A 15,486-nucleotide genomic window follows, 5' to 3' on the forward strand; every position below is an offset into this window, starting at 1 on the left:
GTGACGCTGAAACCCGCACCCACCGAACGAACGGCACGCAGATGAACCAGCCACCGGGAGCAGCAGACCTGGACCGCACGGGCCCGCAGGCCGACACCTCCAACGACAACCCTGACTCCAACGACACCCCCGACTCCAACGGCCCCCCTGACGAAACCCCCGAGGAAACCCCCGTCGAGGCCCACGAACCGACGGAGATCACGTACTCGGAGCAGTTCTATCCGGCGCGCCCGCGGCAGCTGCGCCCGCGGGCCCGGCTGAGGCCACAGGGACGGCCGACTGCCGACGAGCGGACCGGGGAGCCGGTGGGCACCAACCCGGACTATGTGGCGTGGCTGCGCCGGGAGTCGATGCTCCAGGACGCCCGGCAGCTGTCCGTCCAGCTCACGGGTCAGGGCAGCATGTGGCAGAACCCGTTCGCGCGCCCCAACCCCAAGAGCGCGGTGAGCGCGGCCCCGGTGTGGTTCACCGCGTACCCGATCTCGCTGATCACCGCGCCCGGGCAGAGCTTCCTGGGCACGCTGGCCGATCCCGCGCTGTGGACCGCTTTCGCGCAGATCGGGATCAGGGCCGTGCACACCGGCCCGGTCAAGCGGGCCGGCGGGGTCCGCGGCTGGGAGCCGACGCCGAGTGTGGACGGCCACTTCGACCGGGTGAGCACGGACATCGACGCGGCGTTCGGGACGGAGGAGGAGTTCCGGCGCATGTGCCAGGTCGCCGCGGACCACGACGGCACGATCATCGACGACATCGTGCCCGGACACACCGGCAAGGGCCCGGACTTCCGGCTGGCGGAGATGAACGTGGAGGACTACCCGGGCATCTACCACATGGTGCAGATCGAGCCCGGGGACTGGCATCTGCTGCCCGAGGTGACGCCCGGCCGGGACTCGGCCAACCTCGACGCCGAGGCCGAGGAGAAACTGGAGCGGGCCGGTTACATCATCGGCCGGCTGCAACGGGTGATCTTCCACAGTCCGGGGATCAAGGACACCAACTGGAGCGCGACCCGTGAGGTCGTCGGCCCCGACGGTGTCACCCGGCGCTGGGTGTATCTGCACTACTTCAAGGAGGGCCAGCCGTCGATCAACTGGCTCGACCCGACCTTCGCCGGTATGCGGCTGGTGATCGGTGACGCGCTGCACTCGCTGGGCGACCTGGGCTCGGGCGCGCTCAGGCTGGACGCCAACGGGTTCCTGGGGGTGGAGAAGAGCGCGGAGGGGCTGCCCGCCTGGTCGGAGGGCCATCCACTGTCGGAGGCGGCCAACCAGCTGATCGCGAGCATGGTGCGCAAGATGGGCGGCTTCACCTTCCAGGAGCTGAACCTCACGGTCGACGACATCAAGATCACGTCGGAGGCCGGGGCGGACCTGAGTTACGACTTCGTCAACCGGCCCGCCTACCACCACGCCCTCGCCACCCAGGACACCGAGTTCCTGAGACTGACCCTCAACATCTCACTGGAGAGCGGGGTCGCGGCCGGCAGCCTGGTGCACGCGCTGCAGAACCACGACGAACTGACCTACGAGCTCGTCCACTTCGGCACCCTGCACCAGGATGACCTATTCCCCTACCACGGGGTGGAGGTGACCGGGGGTCAGCTCGCCGAGCACGTCCGCGGTGAACTGGTCGAGGCGCTGACCGCGCCCAACGCCCCGTACAACGCGATCTTCACCACCAACGGCATCGCCTCCACGACGGCCAGTGTCATCGCCGCCTGTCTCGGGCACACGAGCCTCGCGGACCTCGCCAAGGAGGACGTGCAGGAGATCAAGCGCGCACATCTGCTGCTGGCGATGTTCAACGCGCTGCAGCCCGGGGTGTTCTCGCTCTCCGGCTGGGACCTGTGCGGTCTGCTGACCCTGGACCGGGAGCTGGTGGCGGAACTGCTGGCGACCGGGGACACCCGGTGGATCCACCGCGCCGCCTACGATCTGATGGACTATCAGCCCGAGGCGCGGGCGTCGTCCTCGGGGATGCCCAAGGGGCAGACGCTGTACGGCAGTCTGCCCGCCCAGCTCGCCGACCCGGAGTCGTTCGCCTCGCAGCTGGGGCACGTTCTGCGGGTCCGCGAGGAGACCGGTATCGCGACGGCCGACCAGATCGAGGTCCCGTCGGTCCCCAACGCCGCCATGCTGGTGATGATCCATCAGGGCACCACCGTCGGTGAACTCCAGGCAACGGTCCTCAACTTCAGCCCCGCTCCGATGTCCGCCTCGGTGACCTCGGAGCACTTCGAGCCGGGCTGGACGGCGCGGGACGAGCTGACCGGACGGGACATCGGCGTGGTGGACGACATGCGGGCGCTCGCCGTCGATCTGCGCGGGCACGACGGGCTGTTCCTGGTCTTCCGGAACCCGTCGGTGGCGGACGGCACCGAGGCCGGGGCGGACGACGACCAGGTTTAGGGGTCCTTGCACTATGAGCGTCCGATGAGGTCGCGTGGTCTGGTGCTGGGGGCACCTCCCACGCCTTTCGGGCTGTGGGGGAGCATCGCAAGACGCCGGAGAGCCCTGGATGGGGGTGCCCCCTGCTCGAGCGGAGCCGAGAGCTTGGGGGAGGAGCTACCTGGGCTTTTCGGCAACGCGGCGATGGGGGTGCCCCCTGCTCGAGCGCAGCCGAGAGCTTGGGGGAGCGGTGCCAGGCCGCGCGACCCGGGCGGGCATAGTGCAAGGACCCCTTAGAGCTACGAGTTCTCAGGGATCGCGAACTCCGCCCACAGCGGGAAGTGGTCGGAGATGTGCCAGGACAGGTCGACGAGTGTGCCGGCGCCGAGCAGTTCGGTGACGAAGTCGACCTGGCCGGCGTCGGCGCATTCCAGGTTCAGCACGGGGCGGCCCCGCTGGCCCTTGGTGAACCAGGCGATCTGGTCGTAGAAGTGCGCCCGGCCCGGCTTGTCGAAGATGGTGCGCGGCAGGCCGGCCAGTTGGGGTGCGGGGGTCAGTCCGGTGGAGGTGAAGGCCTTGAACAGGGGGTCGTCCGCGCGGTCGATGTTGAAGTCGCCGAGGGCGATCAGGTTGTGGTCCCAGTCGAATTCGCGTTCCGCCCAGCGGGCCAGCCATTCGGCGATGCCCCGGAGTTCCGGGACCCGGTCGGCGGCCTGCTTGCCGTAGTTGACGTGCAGGGTGACGAGGGTGAACGTCTGCCCGGCGGACTGGAAACTGACCGCGTACGGGGTGCGGGCGAACTGCCGGTCGAGGGTGCTCGCGGTCACCCCTGGGACCTCCCGCTCCACCGTGACCACCAACTCGCAGGCCAGTCCGGAGAGTTTGACGCGGCGCGTGTCGAAGAGGAAGGCGAGCCGCTCGTCGTTGCCCGCGTCACCGAGGGTCACATCGGTGAGGACGAACGCCCAGTTGTCGCCGAGCACCTTCAGCAGATGACGCAGTGCGCGCAGGTTTCCGCGCACCTCCTGCACGGCGACGACGTCGAATCTGCGGATCACCGCTGCGATGCAGTGGACGTCGGTGAAGTTCCGCCGGGGCGCGGTGCCCTGCGGGGTGGTCCAGTTCTTGGTCAGGCCGGAGAAGGCCCGGATGTTCCAGGTCGCCACCAGTATGTTGCGGCCGCGTCGGCGGTTGGGAACAGCCCCGTCGAGGACCGCGTCCAGCCGGGCCACCCGGGCTGAGACGGCGTCGGGCGGAGTGAGTATGTCGGCTTCGGGCGGCACGCGGTCCTCGTTCCTCGCGAAGGAAAGGCGCAGGTCACAGTGCGGCGATATAGCGGTAGAAGGCGGCCTGTTGCAGCAGTTGGCGGTCGTCCAGGAAGTACTCGAGGACGCGCTGCCGGGCTCCGGCGCCGAGGAAGTCGGCCCGGCTCTGGTCCTTCACGAGGCCGCCTGTCTGCGCGGCGAAGTCGGCCCGGTCGTGGGGGTCGTCGAGAAGGATGCCATGGACGCCGTGTTCGATCTGGTCGCGGATGCCTCCGACGGCGCTGGCGACGACCGGACGCCCTTTCCACATGGCCTCGGTGACGGTCAGTCCGAAACCTTCGGCGATGCTCTTCTGCGTGACGACGGTGGCATGGCGTTGCAGGGCGTTGACGATGACGGCGTTCTCCTCGGGGTCCGTCAGCGGCAGACAGGCCAGGTGAACGCGGGCGCGGGTACGGGTGGGCAGTCTGTGCCACAGCTCGGCGCAGCTTTCGAAGACCCTGAGGCCTTCCGGGTCGTCGACGACGTCGGAGACGTCCGGTCCGACGAGCGCGAGATGCGCCCCGTCGAGGAAGCTGTCGGCGTCGGCGAAGGAGCTGAGCACACCGGCCATGTCCTTCAGGGGGTCCCAGCGGGAGACCTGGACGACCAGGGGGGCGTCGGCGGGCGGCGGCGCTTCGCTGTACAGGCAGGTCGGGTCCTGCCGGACGACGCCGATGGATCCGTCGGCGCGCCGGTAGACGGCCGGCCCGTCGCCGCCGGTGGGGGCGCGCAGCCCGATCCGGCCGACGATCGCCGCGGCGGTGTCGGAGTCGATCGGCCGGTTCTTGGCCGACAGGGGGTCGATCGACGGCTGGATGACGGCGACCTGCCGGTCGGCCAGCCATTCGGGCACGTACTGGGCTCGGGAGAAGACGAAGGCGTCCGCCGGTTCCAGGAACGGCCGCAGGAACGCCCAGGCCTGGTCCGTGCGGTGGTTGTGGTTGTCGGTGCCGATGTGGCACCGCCACACGACGCGCACCCCGGCGTGCCGCAGCGGGCCGGCCAGCCCGGCCGTCTGCGGGTCGTGCAGGGTGACCAGGTCTCCCGACCGTACGGAGCGCAGGAGTGCCTGGGCGTTGCGCTCGCCGATCGCCGCGTAGTGGGTGGTGGCTTCGCGGTCCAGCGCCGGGCCGGGGGCGTCCGCGCCGTGCAGCAGGTGGTGGAGCCGTTTGGTCAGCGCGAAGAACGCGGGGTCGGCCTCGATGGTGAACCATCGGGCGTCGATGCCGGCGCCACGGCTGTAGCGCAGCAGCCGGTACAGCATCTCGGCCACGCCGCCGCCGGTCAGTGTCGAGTTGATGTCGACGATGCGCCGGCCGTCGAGCCGCTCCTGAAGGTCCTGGACGGCCGCCGTCAGTCCGGCCGTGCGCTCGGCTCCGATGGTGTCGCTGAGCAGCGACGGCTCGGCTGGGTCGATGTCCGCTTCGGGCAGGGTGGGCCGCGTGACGACCGGCGGGGTCGCCTCGTCGGTAACCGGTATGGGGTCGAGTTGTGTCATGGGACGACCGCCCGTCAAGGGTTTCCTGGTCGTTCTCCCCTTCGTCACGCATACGTCAGGAAGAATTCCTCTATGTACATCTTCAGGGGTGTTCGAGATGCTTTCCACCCGTCGGACGTGATCGTCATGACTCCGTACGTCATACCGGCGCCGCCTGTCGTCGCGGCGTTTCGGCGGCCTCAGAGACCGAACGCGTCCGCAAGGCTGTCGATGTGCGCGGTGAGCAGTGTTTCCCCGGGGTGCCCCAGTTCCGTGAAACGCCCGGACGCCTCCAGGCTGATCACACCGTGCAGATGGGTCCGGGCGAGGACGGCCCCGGCGAGCAGTGTGCCGTGGCCGGGCTGTTCCTCGGCCTCCGGGACGTACTGCCTGATCCACTCCCCCACGGCCTCGTCCTTCTCCGCCCAGCGCGCCATCTCTGCCACCACGGGTTGGACCGCCGCGGTGGGGCGGCCTTCCCGGAACGCGGCGAGGAAGGGGCCGAGGACGGCGCGGGCACTGTCGAGGGCGTCATGCGGGGCGGTCGGGCCGGGCACGGGGGTGCCCTCGATCAGCAGATAGCGATGGGGGTGCGTGATCGCCCAGCCGCGGCAGGCGTCGGCGAGGGTGTGCAGCAACGCACGCCCCGGCATTTCGGCCGGCCGGCCGCTCGCGGCGGCGTGGACCGCGGCGCCCAGGTCCGCGTAGGCCTCCTGGACGAGTTCGCCGAGCAGGGCGTCCCGGCTGTCGAAGTACCGGTACAGGGCCGGGCCGGACAGGCCGATCTCCTTGGCGATCCGGGTGAGCGCGAGCGCCGGGGCACCGCCGTCGGCGAGTTGCCTGAGCGCGATGTCCTTGATCTCGGTACGCGTATGTTCGCGGTAGCGGGCCCGCGGTGAGGAGGTCACGGTCACTCTCCCGCGCCGCCGAGTGCGGCGGGCCGTCGCGGTCGTTCCGCACCGTCGCGCGGGGTGGTGGGGCGGCACCTGGGGGCGGCGCCGCCGCCCGGCAGATCAGGAGACATGGCCGCCCCGGAGCGCGTAGGCGACGGCGTGGGTGCGGTTGTTGAGGCCCAAGCGGGTGGTCATTCCGTGCAGCACGCTCTTCACGGTTCTGGTGGAGCACCCGAGTTTCCGGGCGACCTGATCGGTGTCCATACCGTCCGCGAGCAGCCGCAGCACATCGGTCTCACGTGTGGTCAGGCCGTCCTGCGGCTGGTCCGGCCCGCCCGGCTCGCCCGGTCCGGCCCGCCGGAGGCGGCCCACCTGGGCCAGCAGGTGGCCCATCAGATCGTGCGGAATGTCGGCGTCGCCCCGTGCGACCGCCAGTACGGCGTGCAGCAGCCGTTCCGGTGTGACCTGCCGTCGCCAGAGGATGGCGCTGACCCCGCCGGCGACGACGTCGAGCAGCTGTTCCTCGCCGATCTCCCCCACCACGAGGACGACATGGGCCTCGTCCGCGCCGAGCAGTCGGCGCAACCGGGGCATCGAGGTGTCGTCGAGGACGTCGAGGATGGTCACGGTCACGGTGCCGGGCGGCGTGTCGGCTCCGTCGATCACCTGGACGGCACTGAGGCGGCCCAGCAACGAGGTCGCTCCTTCGCGGGACAGCGGATCGGTCGACCGTACGACGACGGGGACGGGCCGGCGGACGGGTGCGGGCGGGGTGGGACGGCAGACAACGGCCGGGCCGCGGGTCCCGGCCGGAACCGGCGGGCCTTGGCGCCCCGCAGCGCCACCGTCGCCGGCCTCGTCCTCGAGCTCGCCGTCGCTCATGTGCTCGGGCTCGATCGGGTGCTCGTGCTCTTGCCGGTTCTCGTGCTCTTTCCGGTTCTCGTGCTCGTGCTCGTTCTCGCTCCGAAGATCCTCACCGCCGGCCACCGCGTCGCAGTGCGTGCACATGTACCGCTCGTTTCCTTGCCCGACCGAGATGACGCAGGGAGTGTGGGCCGGTCCGACGGCTCATTTCCAGACCGTTCGACTGCTCATTTCCTGCCGGTCACCGCTCATCTCCACCGGACCGGACAGCTCAAAATGTCGTTGAACCCGATCGGCAGGGGATGACAGCGTGGCGCCATGACCACGAATGTGAGCAGGGCCGCCTCCGGGAACCGTCCCGAGCCGATGACCGAGATCCTGCGCTACTCCGCCTTCACCGACGATCCCGCGGGCGGCAATCCGGCCGGGGTCGTGCCCGACGCCTCCGGGCTCGACGAGGCCGCCATGCTCGCGATCGCCGCGGAGTTGGGCTATTCCGAGACGGCCTTCGTCACCGAACGCGACGAAGCGGCGCGCCGGTTCCGGGTCCGCTATTTCAGCCCGCTCGTCGAGGTGGCCTTCTGCGGGCACGCGACCGTCGCCCTGGGCGTAGCCCTCGCCGAACGGCTGGGCGCCGGTGACATCGTCCTCGACACCCTCGCGGGCGAGATTCCGGTGGCCACCACCGTGAACGGCGACGGAACCGTGACGGCCACCCTCACCAGCGTTCCGGCCCGGTCACGTCCCGCCGCGGAAGCCGAACTGGGCGCGACGCTGAAGGCCCTGGACTGGGCTACCGAAGACCTCGACCCGGCGCTGCCGCCGCACGTGGCCTTCGCCGGCAACGACCACCTGGTGCTGGCCGCCCGCTCCCGCGAGCGCCTGGCGGACCTGGACTACGACTTCGACGGGCTCGCCGACATCATGCGTCGGCACGGGTGGACGACGGTCCACCTGGTGTGGCGCGAGTCGCCGGAGCGCTTCCACGCCCGAGACCCCTTCCCGGTGGGCGGTGTGGTCGAGGACCCGGCGACGGGAGCAGCGGCGGCGGCCTTCGGTGGATACCTCCACGCACTGGGCCTGGTCACCGGGCCGGCCAGGATCGCGATCCGTCAGGGAGAGGACATGGGGCGCCCCAGCGACCTGCTCATCGACGTGACACCGCAGGACACCCGCACCCGGGTCACCGGACAAGCCGTCCCGATCGGCTAGCACCCCCCTCCGTCGCAACACCCGCGTGTCTCCCAAGGGGCCGGGCCCTCAGTGCCCTGCCCGCGCCGCACTTGCACAAGGCGATCGAGGGCCAGACGGCCCGGGAGCACGCGTGGATGGGCGTCCTCGGCGACGAGGAGATCGGGCAACTGCTGGTACTGCTGGGCAAACTCGTCAACCAGGAACATCCGGCGTAGCAGCCTGCCCGACCGGAAGGCCATCCGGAAGGCCGTCCCGCACCCCGCCGCTCCGGCCGGGAGGGCCCTCCCCCCACGCCGCCCCAACGGGGACCTTCCGCGCCCCGCCGCCCCAACCGGATGGCCCTCTCCCACGCGCCCCGCGAGGAAGGCCATCCCGGTACCCCGCCGCCCCTGCACCGGGGCCGGGGCGACCCTCGCGGCGCTCGCCCCCGGGCGGGTCGAGAGTGACGCCCCGACTGCGCCACCTCGTCCACCCTGGGCCGGGCGGCGGACCGCACCTCGCGGATCCGGCTCGGCGTGTGCGTGGTGACGCCCCGACTGCGCCACCTCGTCCACCCTGGGCCGGGCGGCGGACCGCACCTCGCGGATCCGGCTCGGCGTGTGCGTGGTGACGCCCCGACTGCGCCACCTCGTCCACTCTGGGCCGGGCGGCGGACCGCACCTCGCGGATCCGGCTCGGCGTGTGCGTGGTGACGCCCCGACTGCGCCACCTCGTCGACAACGCCGGGCCGGGGGCGACCCTCGCGGCGCTCGCCCCCGGGCGGGTCGAGATCGGGGTGGGAGCCGGCTTCACCAGCGCCGCGCTGCTCGGCCGCAAGGGCACCCCCTGGAGGGAGGTGGAGCAGTACATCCTGGCCCGGCGCGCGCTGCCGGCCGGGGAGGAGATCGACTGGGAGGGTGCCACGATCACCCTGACCCACCCCCGGCACTCCGGGCTCGCGCCGGTCACCGACGTCCCGACCCTCGCCGCCGCGCACGGTCCCAAAGGCTTCGCCACCGCGACCCGCGTCGCCGACGGCATCGTCACCAACCCCGGTCACAGCTCCGAGCCGATCCCGTTCGAGGGGCGGTGCATCGTCACCACCTACGGCACGGTGCTGGAGGCAGGCGAGGAACTCGACTCCGACCGGGTCGTGGAGGCCGCCGGTCCGGGAGCCGCGCCGGCCCTGCCTCTGGGTGAGTTCGGGCCGCTCGCCGGCACGGACGAGGTGCGCGGCTACCAGTCCTGGCTGGCCACGGTGCCGCCGGAGCGCCGGCACATCGAGACGCACCGCGAGCTCCTGATCGGTGTCACCGAGCAGGAGCGCCCCTTCCTGACCCCGAATGCGATCGAGGCCGCCACCAACACCGGCACCCCCGAGCAGGTCCGGCAGCGGCTCGAACTGCTGAGGCAGTCCGGCGCCACCTCCGTCGTGTACCAGCCCGCCGGCCCGGACATCCCACGGGAACTGCGCGCCTTCGCGGCCGCCGCCGGTCTGTGACCGTCCCCGGTGGTGGACCGGCGCTCCTTCGGTGACGGGGAGCCCTCGGCACGGCGGCGGTGCCAGCCGCGCGTTACGGTGTCCGGCCGACCGCACGCCACTCAGGGGCGAGAACCGACCAGACCTCGATGTCGCTGCGCCGGCCCCGGTACAGGAAGCTCTCCCGCAGCACTCCGTCCTTGGTCATCCCCAGCCGCCGGGCCACGGCGGCACTGGCCTTGTTCGCCGTGGAGACCAGCCACTCCACGCGGTGGATGCCCCGCTCCTCGACGGCCCAGTCGATGATCACTCGGGCGGCCCGGGTCACCAGCCCCCGGCCCACCGCGGTCGGCTCCAGCCAGCAGCCCGCCTCGACGGTGCCCTGGGCGACGTCCATCGTCCGGAAGAGAACGCCACCGACGAGTTCGCCGTCCGTCCAGATGCCGTGGATCCGACCGGTGTCGGCCGCGGCCTTCTCCGCGTACGCCTGGAGGAACGCGCGGCTCGACGCCAGGTCCGTCACGGCGTCCGCCAGCCCGATGTGCCGGCCGATGAACTCCCGCCCCCGGTTGACGTGGGTCAGGAACTCCTCGGCCCGCCACGGTTCCAGCGGACGCAGCTCCGCGCCGTCGTCGCCCAGGGATATCGCGTACATCGTCACCCTTCACCATGAGACCGAAAGCGGATCCCGAAAAAGGATCTTCGCAACGACGGATCTTCTCACGGCCGAGGGACGCTGCGGACGGTCAGGCAGCGACGCGGACGGCGCGGACGGTCAGGCAGCGACGCTGCCGGTCTGCGCGGTCAGCTGCTCGATGACCTGGGTCAGCCCGGTGACGACCTCGGTGTCGTCGGCGGGGTGGGTCTCGGCGAAGCGGGTCACGGAGCCGGGAATGGACAGCTTGACGTCCTCGAGCACGGCGGCACCGGCGATGCCGGCCGCCTTGCGGGTCTCGTCCTGCGCCCACACACCGCCGAACTGACCGAACGCGGTGCCGACCACGGCGACCGGCTTGCCCGAGAGCGCGCCGACGCCGTACGGACGGGACAGCCAGTCGATCGCGTTCTTCAGCACGGCGGGAATGGTGCCGTTGTACTCGGGCGAGAAGAGCAGGAAGGCGTCGGCGCCGGCGGCCGCCTCACGCAGCTTGGCGGCCGCGGCCGGGAGCCCCGCCTCGGTGTCGATGTCCTCGTTGTAGAAGGGCACGTCGGCCAGGCCCTCGTACAGGTCGATCTCCACGCCCTCGGGTGCGTGCTTGATAGCCGCCTCGGCGAGCTGGCGGTTGTGGGATCCGGCGCGAAGGCTGCCGACGAGCGCGAGGATACGTACGGACATGGCGGTACTCCTGAAAGAAAGGGGGACTGATATGGGGACACCAGGTCCCCGGTTGAAATTTGTAGCACCTAAGCGGACCGTGGTCCAGTTCCCCCGGGAAACGTTACGCTGGCGCCATGAACGGTTCACCCTCGTACACGATCGGCACCCCGTCGTGCGCGGCCCCGGTCGGGTCGGGCGTGATTCCGGAGAGCAGGAGGGAGCTCTCCCTCCTCCCGGTCGGGGAGCCGGGCCCCCAGTTGCGGGCCGACGCGGCACGCAACCGGGCGCGCCTGCTGGAGGCCGCCTCCTGCATGGTGGCCGAGCAAGGCGCCGCGAACCTGACCATGGATGCCGTCGCCGCCGCGGCCAACGTCGGCAAGGGAACGCTGTTCAGGCGGTTCGGGGACCGCACGGGTCTGCTGCTGGCACTCCTCGACCACCGCGAGCGGCAGCTCCAGGCGGCCTTCCTCACGGGGCCGCCCCCGCTGGGTCCCGAGGCTCCCGCCGGGGAACGTCTGCGTGCCTTCGGGCCGGCCGTCATCCGTCACGAGCACACCCACGACGACCTCTACCTGGCCGCCCGGGCCGACGTCACCCGCAACTACACCCTCGCGCCGCACCGTCTGCGCCTCACCCACGTCACCCTGCTGCTGCGCGAGGCGGGGGCCGGCGGTGACACCGAGCTCAAGGCGCAGGTGCTGCTGAGCTACCTCGACCCGATGCTCGTCAACCATCTGCTCACCCGCCGCGGGATGTCCCTCGAACGTCTCGAGGCCGGCTGGTACGACCTGGTGGAGGGCCTGGCACCGGGAGCGCGGACGGCATGAGGGGTGAGGGGGACTCACCAGGTGAGGGCCGCCTGCCGGAGCCGGGTCCCTCAGTTCACGCAGGAGACCCGGATCGGCCGTCCGGCCGCGGCGCCGGTCCTGGAGCGGCCGAAGCTCATGCTCATCGGCCACCAGGCCCGGCTGGACGGGCCGGTCCGGGCAGCCTCCAGGTGCCCCGGGCAGCCCCCAGGTGACCCGGGCAGTCCCCAAGCGCCCCGGGCGGTTCCCAGGTGACCCGCCCGGCCTCCAGGTAACCCGACAGCGAGCGTCCGAGTAACACGACGGACGGATCAGGAAGTTGGCGTCATGACCGACAAGCTCACCGTAAGCGTCCTGGGCACCGGGATCATGGGGGCCGCGATGGCCCGCAACATCGCCCGGGCCGGACACACCGTCCGGGCCTGGAACCGCACCCGCGACAAGGCGGAACCGCTCACCGCGGACGGCGTCGAGATCGCCGGGAACCCCGCCGAGGCGGTGGCGGACGCCGACGTCGTCCTGACCATGCTCCACGACGGCCCGGCAGCGCTGGACGTCATGCGGCAGGCCGCTCCGGCCCTGCGTCCCGGCACCGCGTGGATGCAGTCGACCACCGCCGGCATCGAGGCCGTCGAGGAGCTCGCCCGTTTCGCCCGTGAGCACGGGCTGGTCTTCTACGACGCGCCCGTGCTCGGCACCCGGCAGCCCGCGGAGGCCGGGCAGCTGCTGGTGCTGGCCGCGGGGCCGGTCGACGGCCGGGACACGGTGACGCCGGTCTTCGCGGCCGTGGGCGCCCGTACCGTGTGGACGGGCGAGGACGGCGCGGGGGCGGGTGCCACCCGGCTGAAGCTGGTCGCCAACAGCTGGGTCCTCGCGGCCACCAGCGCCACCGGCGAGGTGCTGGCCCTCGCCGGGGCCCTGGGCGTGGACCCGCGGCAGTTCTTCGACGCCATCGCGGGAGGCCCGCTCGACATGGGCTACCTGCGCGCCAAGGCCGACCTCATCCTCAACGAGCGGCTGACACCGGCCAGCTTCGCGGTGACCACCGCGGAGAAGGACGCCCGGCTGATCGTCGAGGCCGGGCGGCGAAACGGCGTCCGCCTCGACGTGGCCGCCGCCGGCGCGGAGCGCCTGCGGCGGGCCGCGGCGCAGGGGCATGGCGAGGAGGACATGGCGGCCGCGTACTTCGCCTCCTTCGGGGAGGACCCCGAGCCCGGCGGTGCCGCTCCCGGGGCCTGACGGATTGCCCGGTCGGCTTTTCACCCCCTCCGCCCTACCCGGTCCCGTTCCTCCGGGGCTCGGCCCCGGACAGCGCTCCTCACACGCCGGAGGGGCCGGGTGGTTGCAGCCCGTCCGGCGATCGAGGACGAGGTGCCGGCTCGGGACAAGGTCGGAACCGGGCGGTGGTCGACGTGAGGATCAAGCGTCCCAGTGGTAGCGGCGCTCCGGGCGGCCCGCGTGACCGTAGCGGAGCGTCACCTCCGCCTGGCCCGTGACGCTGAAGTACTCGAGATAGCGGCGCGCACTGACACGGGAGATGCCGACCTGGGTCGCGCACTCCGCCGCGGACAGCGTTCCGTCCGTGGCGCGCAGTGCGCGTTCGACGAGTTCCGCGGTCTCCACGCTCATCCCCTTCGGCAGGGTCGGTGTCACCGCCGGGGCCGCCAGCCGCCCCAGCGCCCGGTCCACGTCGGCCTGCCCGCTGACCATCGCCGCGCGCAGGTTGCGGCGGCGGGCGCTGTAGCGTTCCAGCCGCTCCTTGAGGTCCTCGGCGTCGAACGGCTTCAGCAGGTAGTCGACCACGCCCTGGCGGACGGCACCCCGGACCGCGTCCGCCTCCCGGGCTGCGCTGATCACCAGCACGTCGCAGTCGTGGCCCGCGGTGCGCAGCCGGGGTATGACGTCCAGTCCGAACATGTCGGGCAGATAGAGGTCGAGCAGGACCAGATCCGGCTGGAGCTCGGCCGCGGCGGTGAGTGCCTGCTCCCCGCAGTTCGCCGTTCCGACCACGCGGTAGCCCTCGACACTGTCGACGAATCCGCGGTGGATCCGCGCCACCATGAAGTCGTCCTCGACCACCAGGACGTCGATCATCGGACTTCCTCCGTCTCCCGTTCGGTCAGCTGCCCCACGGACATCCTGGCGGTGAACATGGCGCCCGCGTGAGTGTTGGCGACCGACACCTCCCCGCCCCTGCGTTTGCAGACCAGCCGGGTGAGCGCCAGCCCGATGCCCCGGTCGCCGCCCTGCGCGGCCTTGGTGGTGAAACCGTGGGAGAAAACTTCCTGCGCCAGCTCGGGGGCCACGCCCGGCCCCGAGTCGCGCACCACTATCTCCACGCTCGACGCGTCCTGGCGCAGCTCGACCTCCACCCAGGCGTCGTCCTCCTGGCCGGGGGCGGGGTCCTGGGCCGCGGCCGCGTCGAGGGCGTTGTCCACGAGGTTGCCGACCACGGTCGCCACGTCCGCCGAGTCCGTCGGCTCCAGCCGGTCGAGGGCGGTGCGCTCGGAGATCCGCAGCCTGACCTTGCGTTCCGCCGCGAGCGCGGACTTGGCCATGAGCAGTGCGGCGACGGCCCGGTCGCGGACCCGGCTGGTGAGGGTCAGATCCAGCGACTCGCGGTGCTTGCGCAGGGCGCGGACATAGCGCACGACCTCGTCGTGCTCGCCGATCTGGATGAGCCCGGAGATCGTGTGCAGCTGGTTGGAGAACTCGTGGGCCTGCGCGCGCAGCAGTTCGGTGCTGCTGCGGAACGAGCCCAGTTCCCGTTCGAGCTGGGCCAGTTCGGTACGGTCCCGGAGGGTCGTCACCGAGCCCAGGCGGCGGCCGTCCTTGGTGACGTCCATCCGGTTCATCACCAGCACCCGGCCCCGGCGGACGACCACCTCGTCGCGCCGTCCGGTGCCGTGGTCGCCGTCGGCACCGCGTTCACCGCCGGCCAGCACGTCGTAAAGCCTGCCCTCGATGCCCAGATCGGTCAGGCTCATCCCGACGCAGTCCTCGGGCAGGTCCAGCAGTCCGCGACCCACCTCGTTGACCAGGGTGAGCCGCTGCTGCGGGTCGAGCGCGATCACGCCCTCGGCGATGCCGAACAGCATCGCCTCGCGGTGCTCGGCGAGGCCGGCGATCTCGCGGGGTTCCAGGCCGAGGGTCTGGCGCTTGATCCGGCGGGCCAGCAGCCAGGACCCGGCCACGCCGAGCACGCTCGCGATGCCGAGGTAGGCGAGCAGGTAGGAGGAGGCGCCGCTCAGCCGCTGCCAGACCGAGGGCGAGGCCCGTCCGATCATCACCGTGCCGACGTGTTCGCCGACGTGGTTCCTGTGCTCGCTGAGTACCGGGACCTGGGCGACCAGCTGGCGGACGCCGCCCACCGGCAGCTCCCCCGACCAGCCGCGCGCCTGCGCGGCGCTGATTCCGTCGACGGGCAGCCGGGTGCCGACCAGGGTGGGATTGGTGGCCGCCACGATCTCGCCGCGGTCATCGGCGACCGTGACGGACGTGACGTTCGTCTGGGTCAGCTTGGTCTGCAGCAGCGGGGCGAGCGTCTCGCCGGGTGCCGGACGGACGAGCTGGGTGCGCAGCAGGGGATTTCCGGCCATCTCCTCGGCGAGCGCGGTGACCCGGCGTCCTTCGACCCGGTCGAACGTCGCCTTCGACTGCGCCAGCGAGACGGCGGCCACCGCGACCAGCACGATCACCACGATGGCGAGCTGCAGCACCAGCAGCTCACCGGCGAGCGTATGGCGTCGGGACGTCACGACCACTATGAACTCAACCTTCA

Annotated in this window: 13 protein-coding genes and 1 pseudogene; 6 read left to right on the top strand and 8 right to left on the bottom strand. The window is 71.5% G+C overall.

What is annotated here, in order from left to right; translation table 11 throughout:
• Nucleotides 1-41: 41 nt before the first annotated feature.
• On the top strand, nt 42-2,408 hold the full coding sequence (treS, locus tag EF387_RS01830; protein WP_128374661.1) for a maltose alpha-D-glucosyltransferase: 2,367 nt from the start codon (nt 42-44) through the stop codon (nt 2,406-2,408).
• 278 nt (nt 2,409-2,686) lie between these two features.
• Here the strand turns inward: treS and EF387_RS01835 are convergent, their stop codons facing one another.
• The 4 genes from EF387_RS01835 to EF387_RS01850 form a co-directional block, all read right to left on the bottom strand.
• Nucleotides 2,687-3,670 (bottom strand): endonuclease/exonuclease/phosphatase family protein, encoded by a 984-nt coding sequence (locus tag EF387_RS01835; RefSeq protein ID WP_128374662.1) that lies wholly within the window; start codon nt 3,668-3,670, stop codon nt 2,687-2,689.
• A gap of 34 nt (nt 3,671-3,704) precedes the next feature.
• Nucleotides 3,705-5,192 carry a glycosyltransferase gene (locus EF387_RS01840; RefSeq protein ID WP_128374663.1) on the bottom strand — a complete coding sequence of 496 codons (1,488 nt, stop codon included), beginning with the start codon at nt 5,190-5,192 and terminating at the stop codon, nt 3,705-3,707.
• A 179-nt stretch (nt 5,193-5,371) separates the two neighbouring features.
• On the bottom strand, nt 5,372-6,079 hold the full coding sequence (locus EF387_RS01845) for a TetR/AcrR family transcriptional regulator (protein ID WP_338058071.1): 708 nt from the start codon (nt 6,077-6,079) through the stop codon (nt 5,372-5,374).
• Nucleotides 6,080-6,184: 105 nt separating this feature from the next.
• Nucleotides 6,185-7,072 (bottom strand): helix-turn-helix transcriptional regulator, encoded by an 888-nt coding sequence (locus tag EF387_RS01850; protein ID WP_238431278.1) that lies wholly within the window; start codon nt 7,070-7,072, stop codon nt 6,185-6,187.
• A 174-nt stretch (nt 7,073-7,246) separates the two neighbouring features.
• Here EF387_RS01850 and EF387_RS01855 point away from each other — a divergent pair, with 174 nt between their 5' ends.
• The 3 genes from EF387_RS01855 to EF387_RS01865 all read left to right on the top strand — a co-directional run bounded on the left by EF387_RS01855 (nt 7,247) and on the right by EF387_RS01865 (nt 9,602).
• Nucleotides 7,247-8,140: a PhzF family phenazine biosynthesis isomerase gene (locus EF387_RS01855; RefSeq protein ID WP_162467064.1), complete on the top strand. Its 894-nt coding sequence runs from the start codon at nt 7,247-7,249 to the stop codon at nt 8,138-8,140.
• 71 nt (nt 8,141-8,211) lie between these two features.
• Nucleotides 8,212-8,337, top strand: coding sequence for a hypothetical protein (locus EF387_RS49335; RefSeq protein ID WP_274388910.1), 126 nt, complete (start codon nt 8,212-8,214; stop codon nt 8,335-8,337).
• A 422-nt stretch (nt 8,338-8,759) separates the two neighbouring features.
• Complete coding sequence (locus EF387_RS01865) at nt 8,760-9,602, top strand: LLM class flavin-dependent oxidoreductase (protein ID WP_128374665.1); 843 nt, start codon at nt 8,760-8,762, stop codon at nt 9,600-9,602.
• A 73-nt stretch (nt 9,603-9,675) separates the two neighbouring features.
• Here EF387_RS01865 and EF387_RS01870 read toward each other — a convergent pair whose 3' ends face one another.
• A complete protein-coding gene (locus tag EF387_RS01870; RefSeq protein WP_128374666.1) occupies nt 9,676-10,236 on the bottom strand; it encodes a GNAT family N-acetyltransferase in 561 nt (186 codons plus the stop codon).
• A gap of 120 nt (nt 10,237-10,356) precedes the next feature.
• On the bottom strand, nt 10,357-10,917 hold the full coding sequence (locus tag EF387_RS01875) for an NAD(P)H-dependent oxidoreductase (protein WP_128374667.1): 561 nt from the start codon (nt 10,915-10,917) through the stop codon (nt 10,357-10,359).
• A gap of 116 nt (nt 10,918-11,033) precedes the next feature.
• Here EF387_RS01875 and EF387_RS01880 point away from each other — a divergent pair, with 116 nt between their 5' ends.
• On the top strand, nt 11,034-11,726 hold the full coding sequence (locus EF387_RS01880; protein WP_128374668.1) for a TetR/AcrR family transcriptional regulator: 693 nt from the start codon (nt 11,034-11,036) through the stop codon (nt 11,724-11,726).
• 288 nt (nt 11,727-12,014) lie between these two features.
• A pseudogene (locus EF387_RS01890) lies at nt 12,015-12,944 on the top strand (NAD(P)-dependent oxidoreductase); the annotation flags it as partial.
• A gap of 180 nt (nt 12,945-13,124) precedes the next feature.
• Here the strand turns inward: EF387_RS01890 and EF387_RS01895 are convergent.
• Both EF387_RS01895 and EF387_RS01900 read right to left on the bottom strand, forming a co-directional pair.
• On the bottom strand, nt 13,125-13,799 hold the full coding sequence (locus tag EF387_RS01895) for a response regulator (protein WP_128374671.1): 675 nt from the start codon (nt 13,797-13,799) through the stop codon (nt 13,125-13,127).
• Entirely contained in the window at nt 13,796-15,469 is a 1,674-nt protein-coding gene (locus EF387_RS01900) for a sensor histidine kinase (protein ID WP_128374672.1), read from the bottom strand. Before EF387_RS01900 ends, EF387_RS01895 begins: the two co-directional genes overlap by 4 nt.
• Between the last annotated feature and the right edge of the window lie 17 nt (nt 15,470-15,486).

Origin of the sequence: Streptomyces cavernae, assembly GCF_004023625.1 — a bacterium.
In the GTDB taxonomy this organism is placed as follows: domain Bacteria; phylum Actinomycetota; class Actinomycetes; order Streptomycetales; family Streptomycetaceae; genus Streptomyces; species Streptomyces cavernae.

Bases quoted from the DNA above. Each gene is read 5' to 3' on its own strand.
- EF387_RS01870 (WP_128374666.1), bottom strand. From the start codon at position 10,236: ATGTACGCGATATCCCTGGGCGACGACGGCGCGGAGCTGCGTCCGCTG.
- EF387_RS01850 (WP_238431278.1), bottom strand. From the start codon at position 7,072: ATGTGCACGCACTGCGACGCGGTGGCCGGCGGTGAGGATCTTCGGAGC.
- EF387_RS01880 (WP_128374668.1), top strand. From the start codon at position 11,034: ATGAACGGTTCACCCTCGTACACGATCGGCACCCCGTCGTGCGCGGCC.
- EF387_RS01895 (WP_128374671.1), bottom strand. From the start codon at position 13,799: ATGATCGACGTCCTGGTGGTCGAGGACGACTTCATGGTGGCGCGGATC.
- EF387_RS01855 (WP_162467064.1), top strand. From the start codon at position 7,247: ATGACCACGAATGTGAGCAGGGCCGCCTCCGGGAACCGTCCCGAGCCG.
- EF387_RS01840 (WP_128374663.1), bottom strand. From the start codon at position 5,192: ATGACACAACTCGACCCCATACCGGTTACCGACGAGGCGACCCCGCCG.
- EF387_RS01875 (WP_128374667.1), bottom strand. From the start codon at position 10,917: ATGTCCGTACGTATCCTCGCGCTCGTCGGCAGCCTTCGCGCCGGATCC.
- treS (WP_128374661.1), top strand. From the start codon at position 42: ATGAACCAGCCACCGGGAGCAGCAGACCTGGACCGCACGGGCCCGCAG.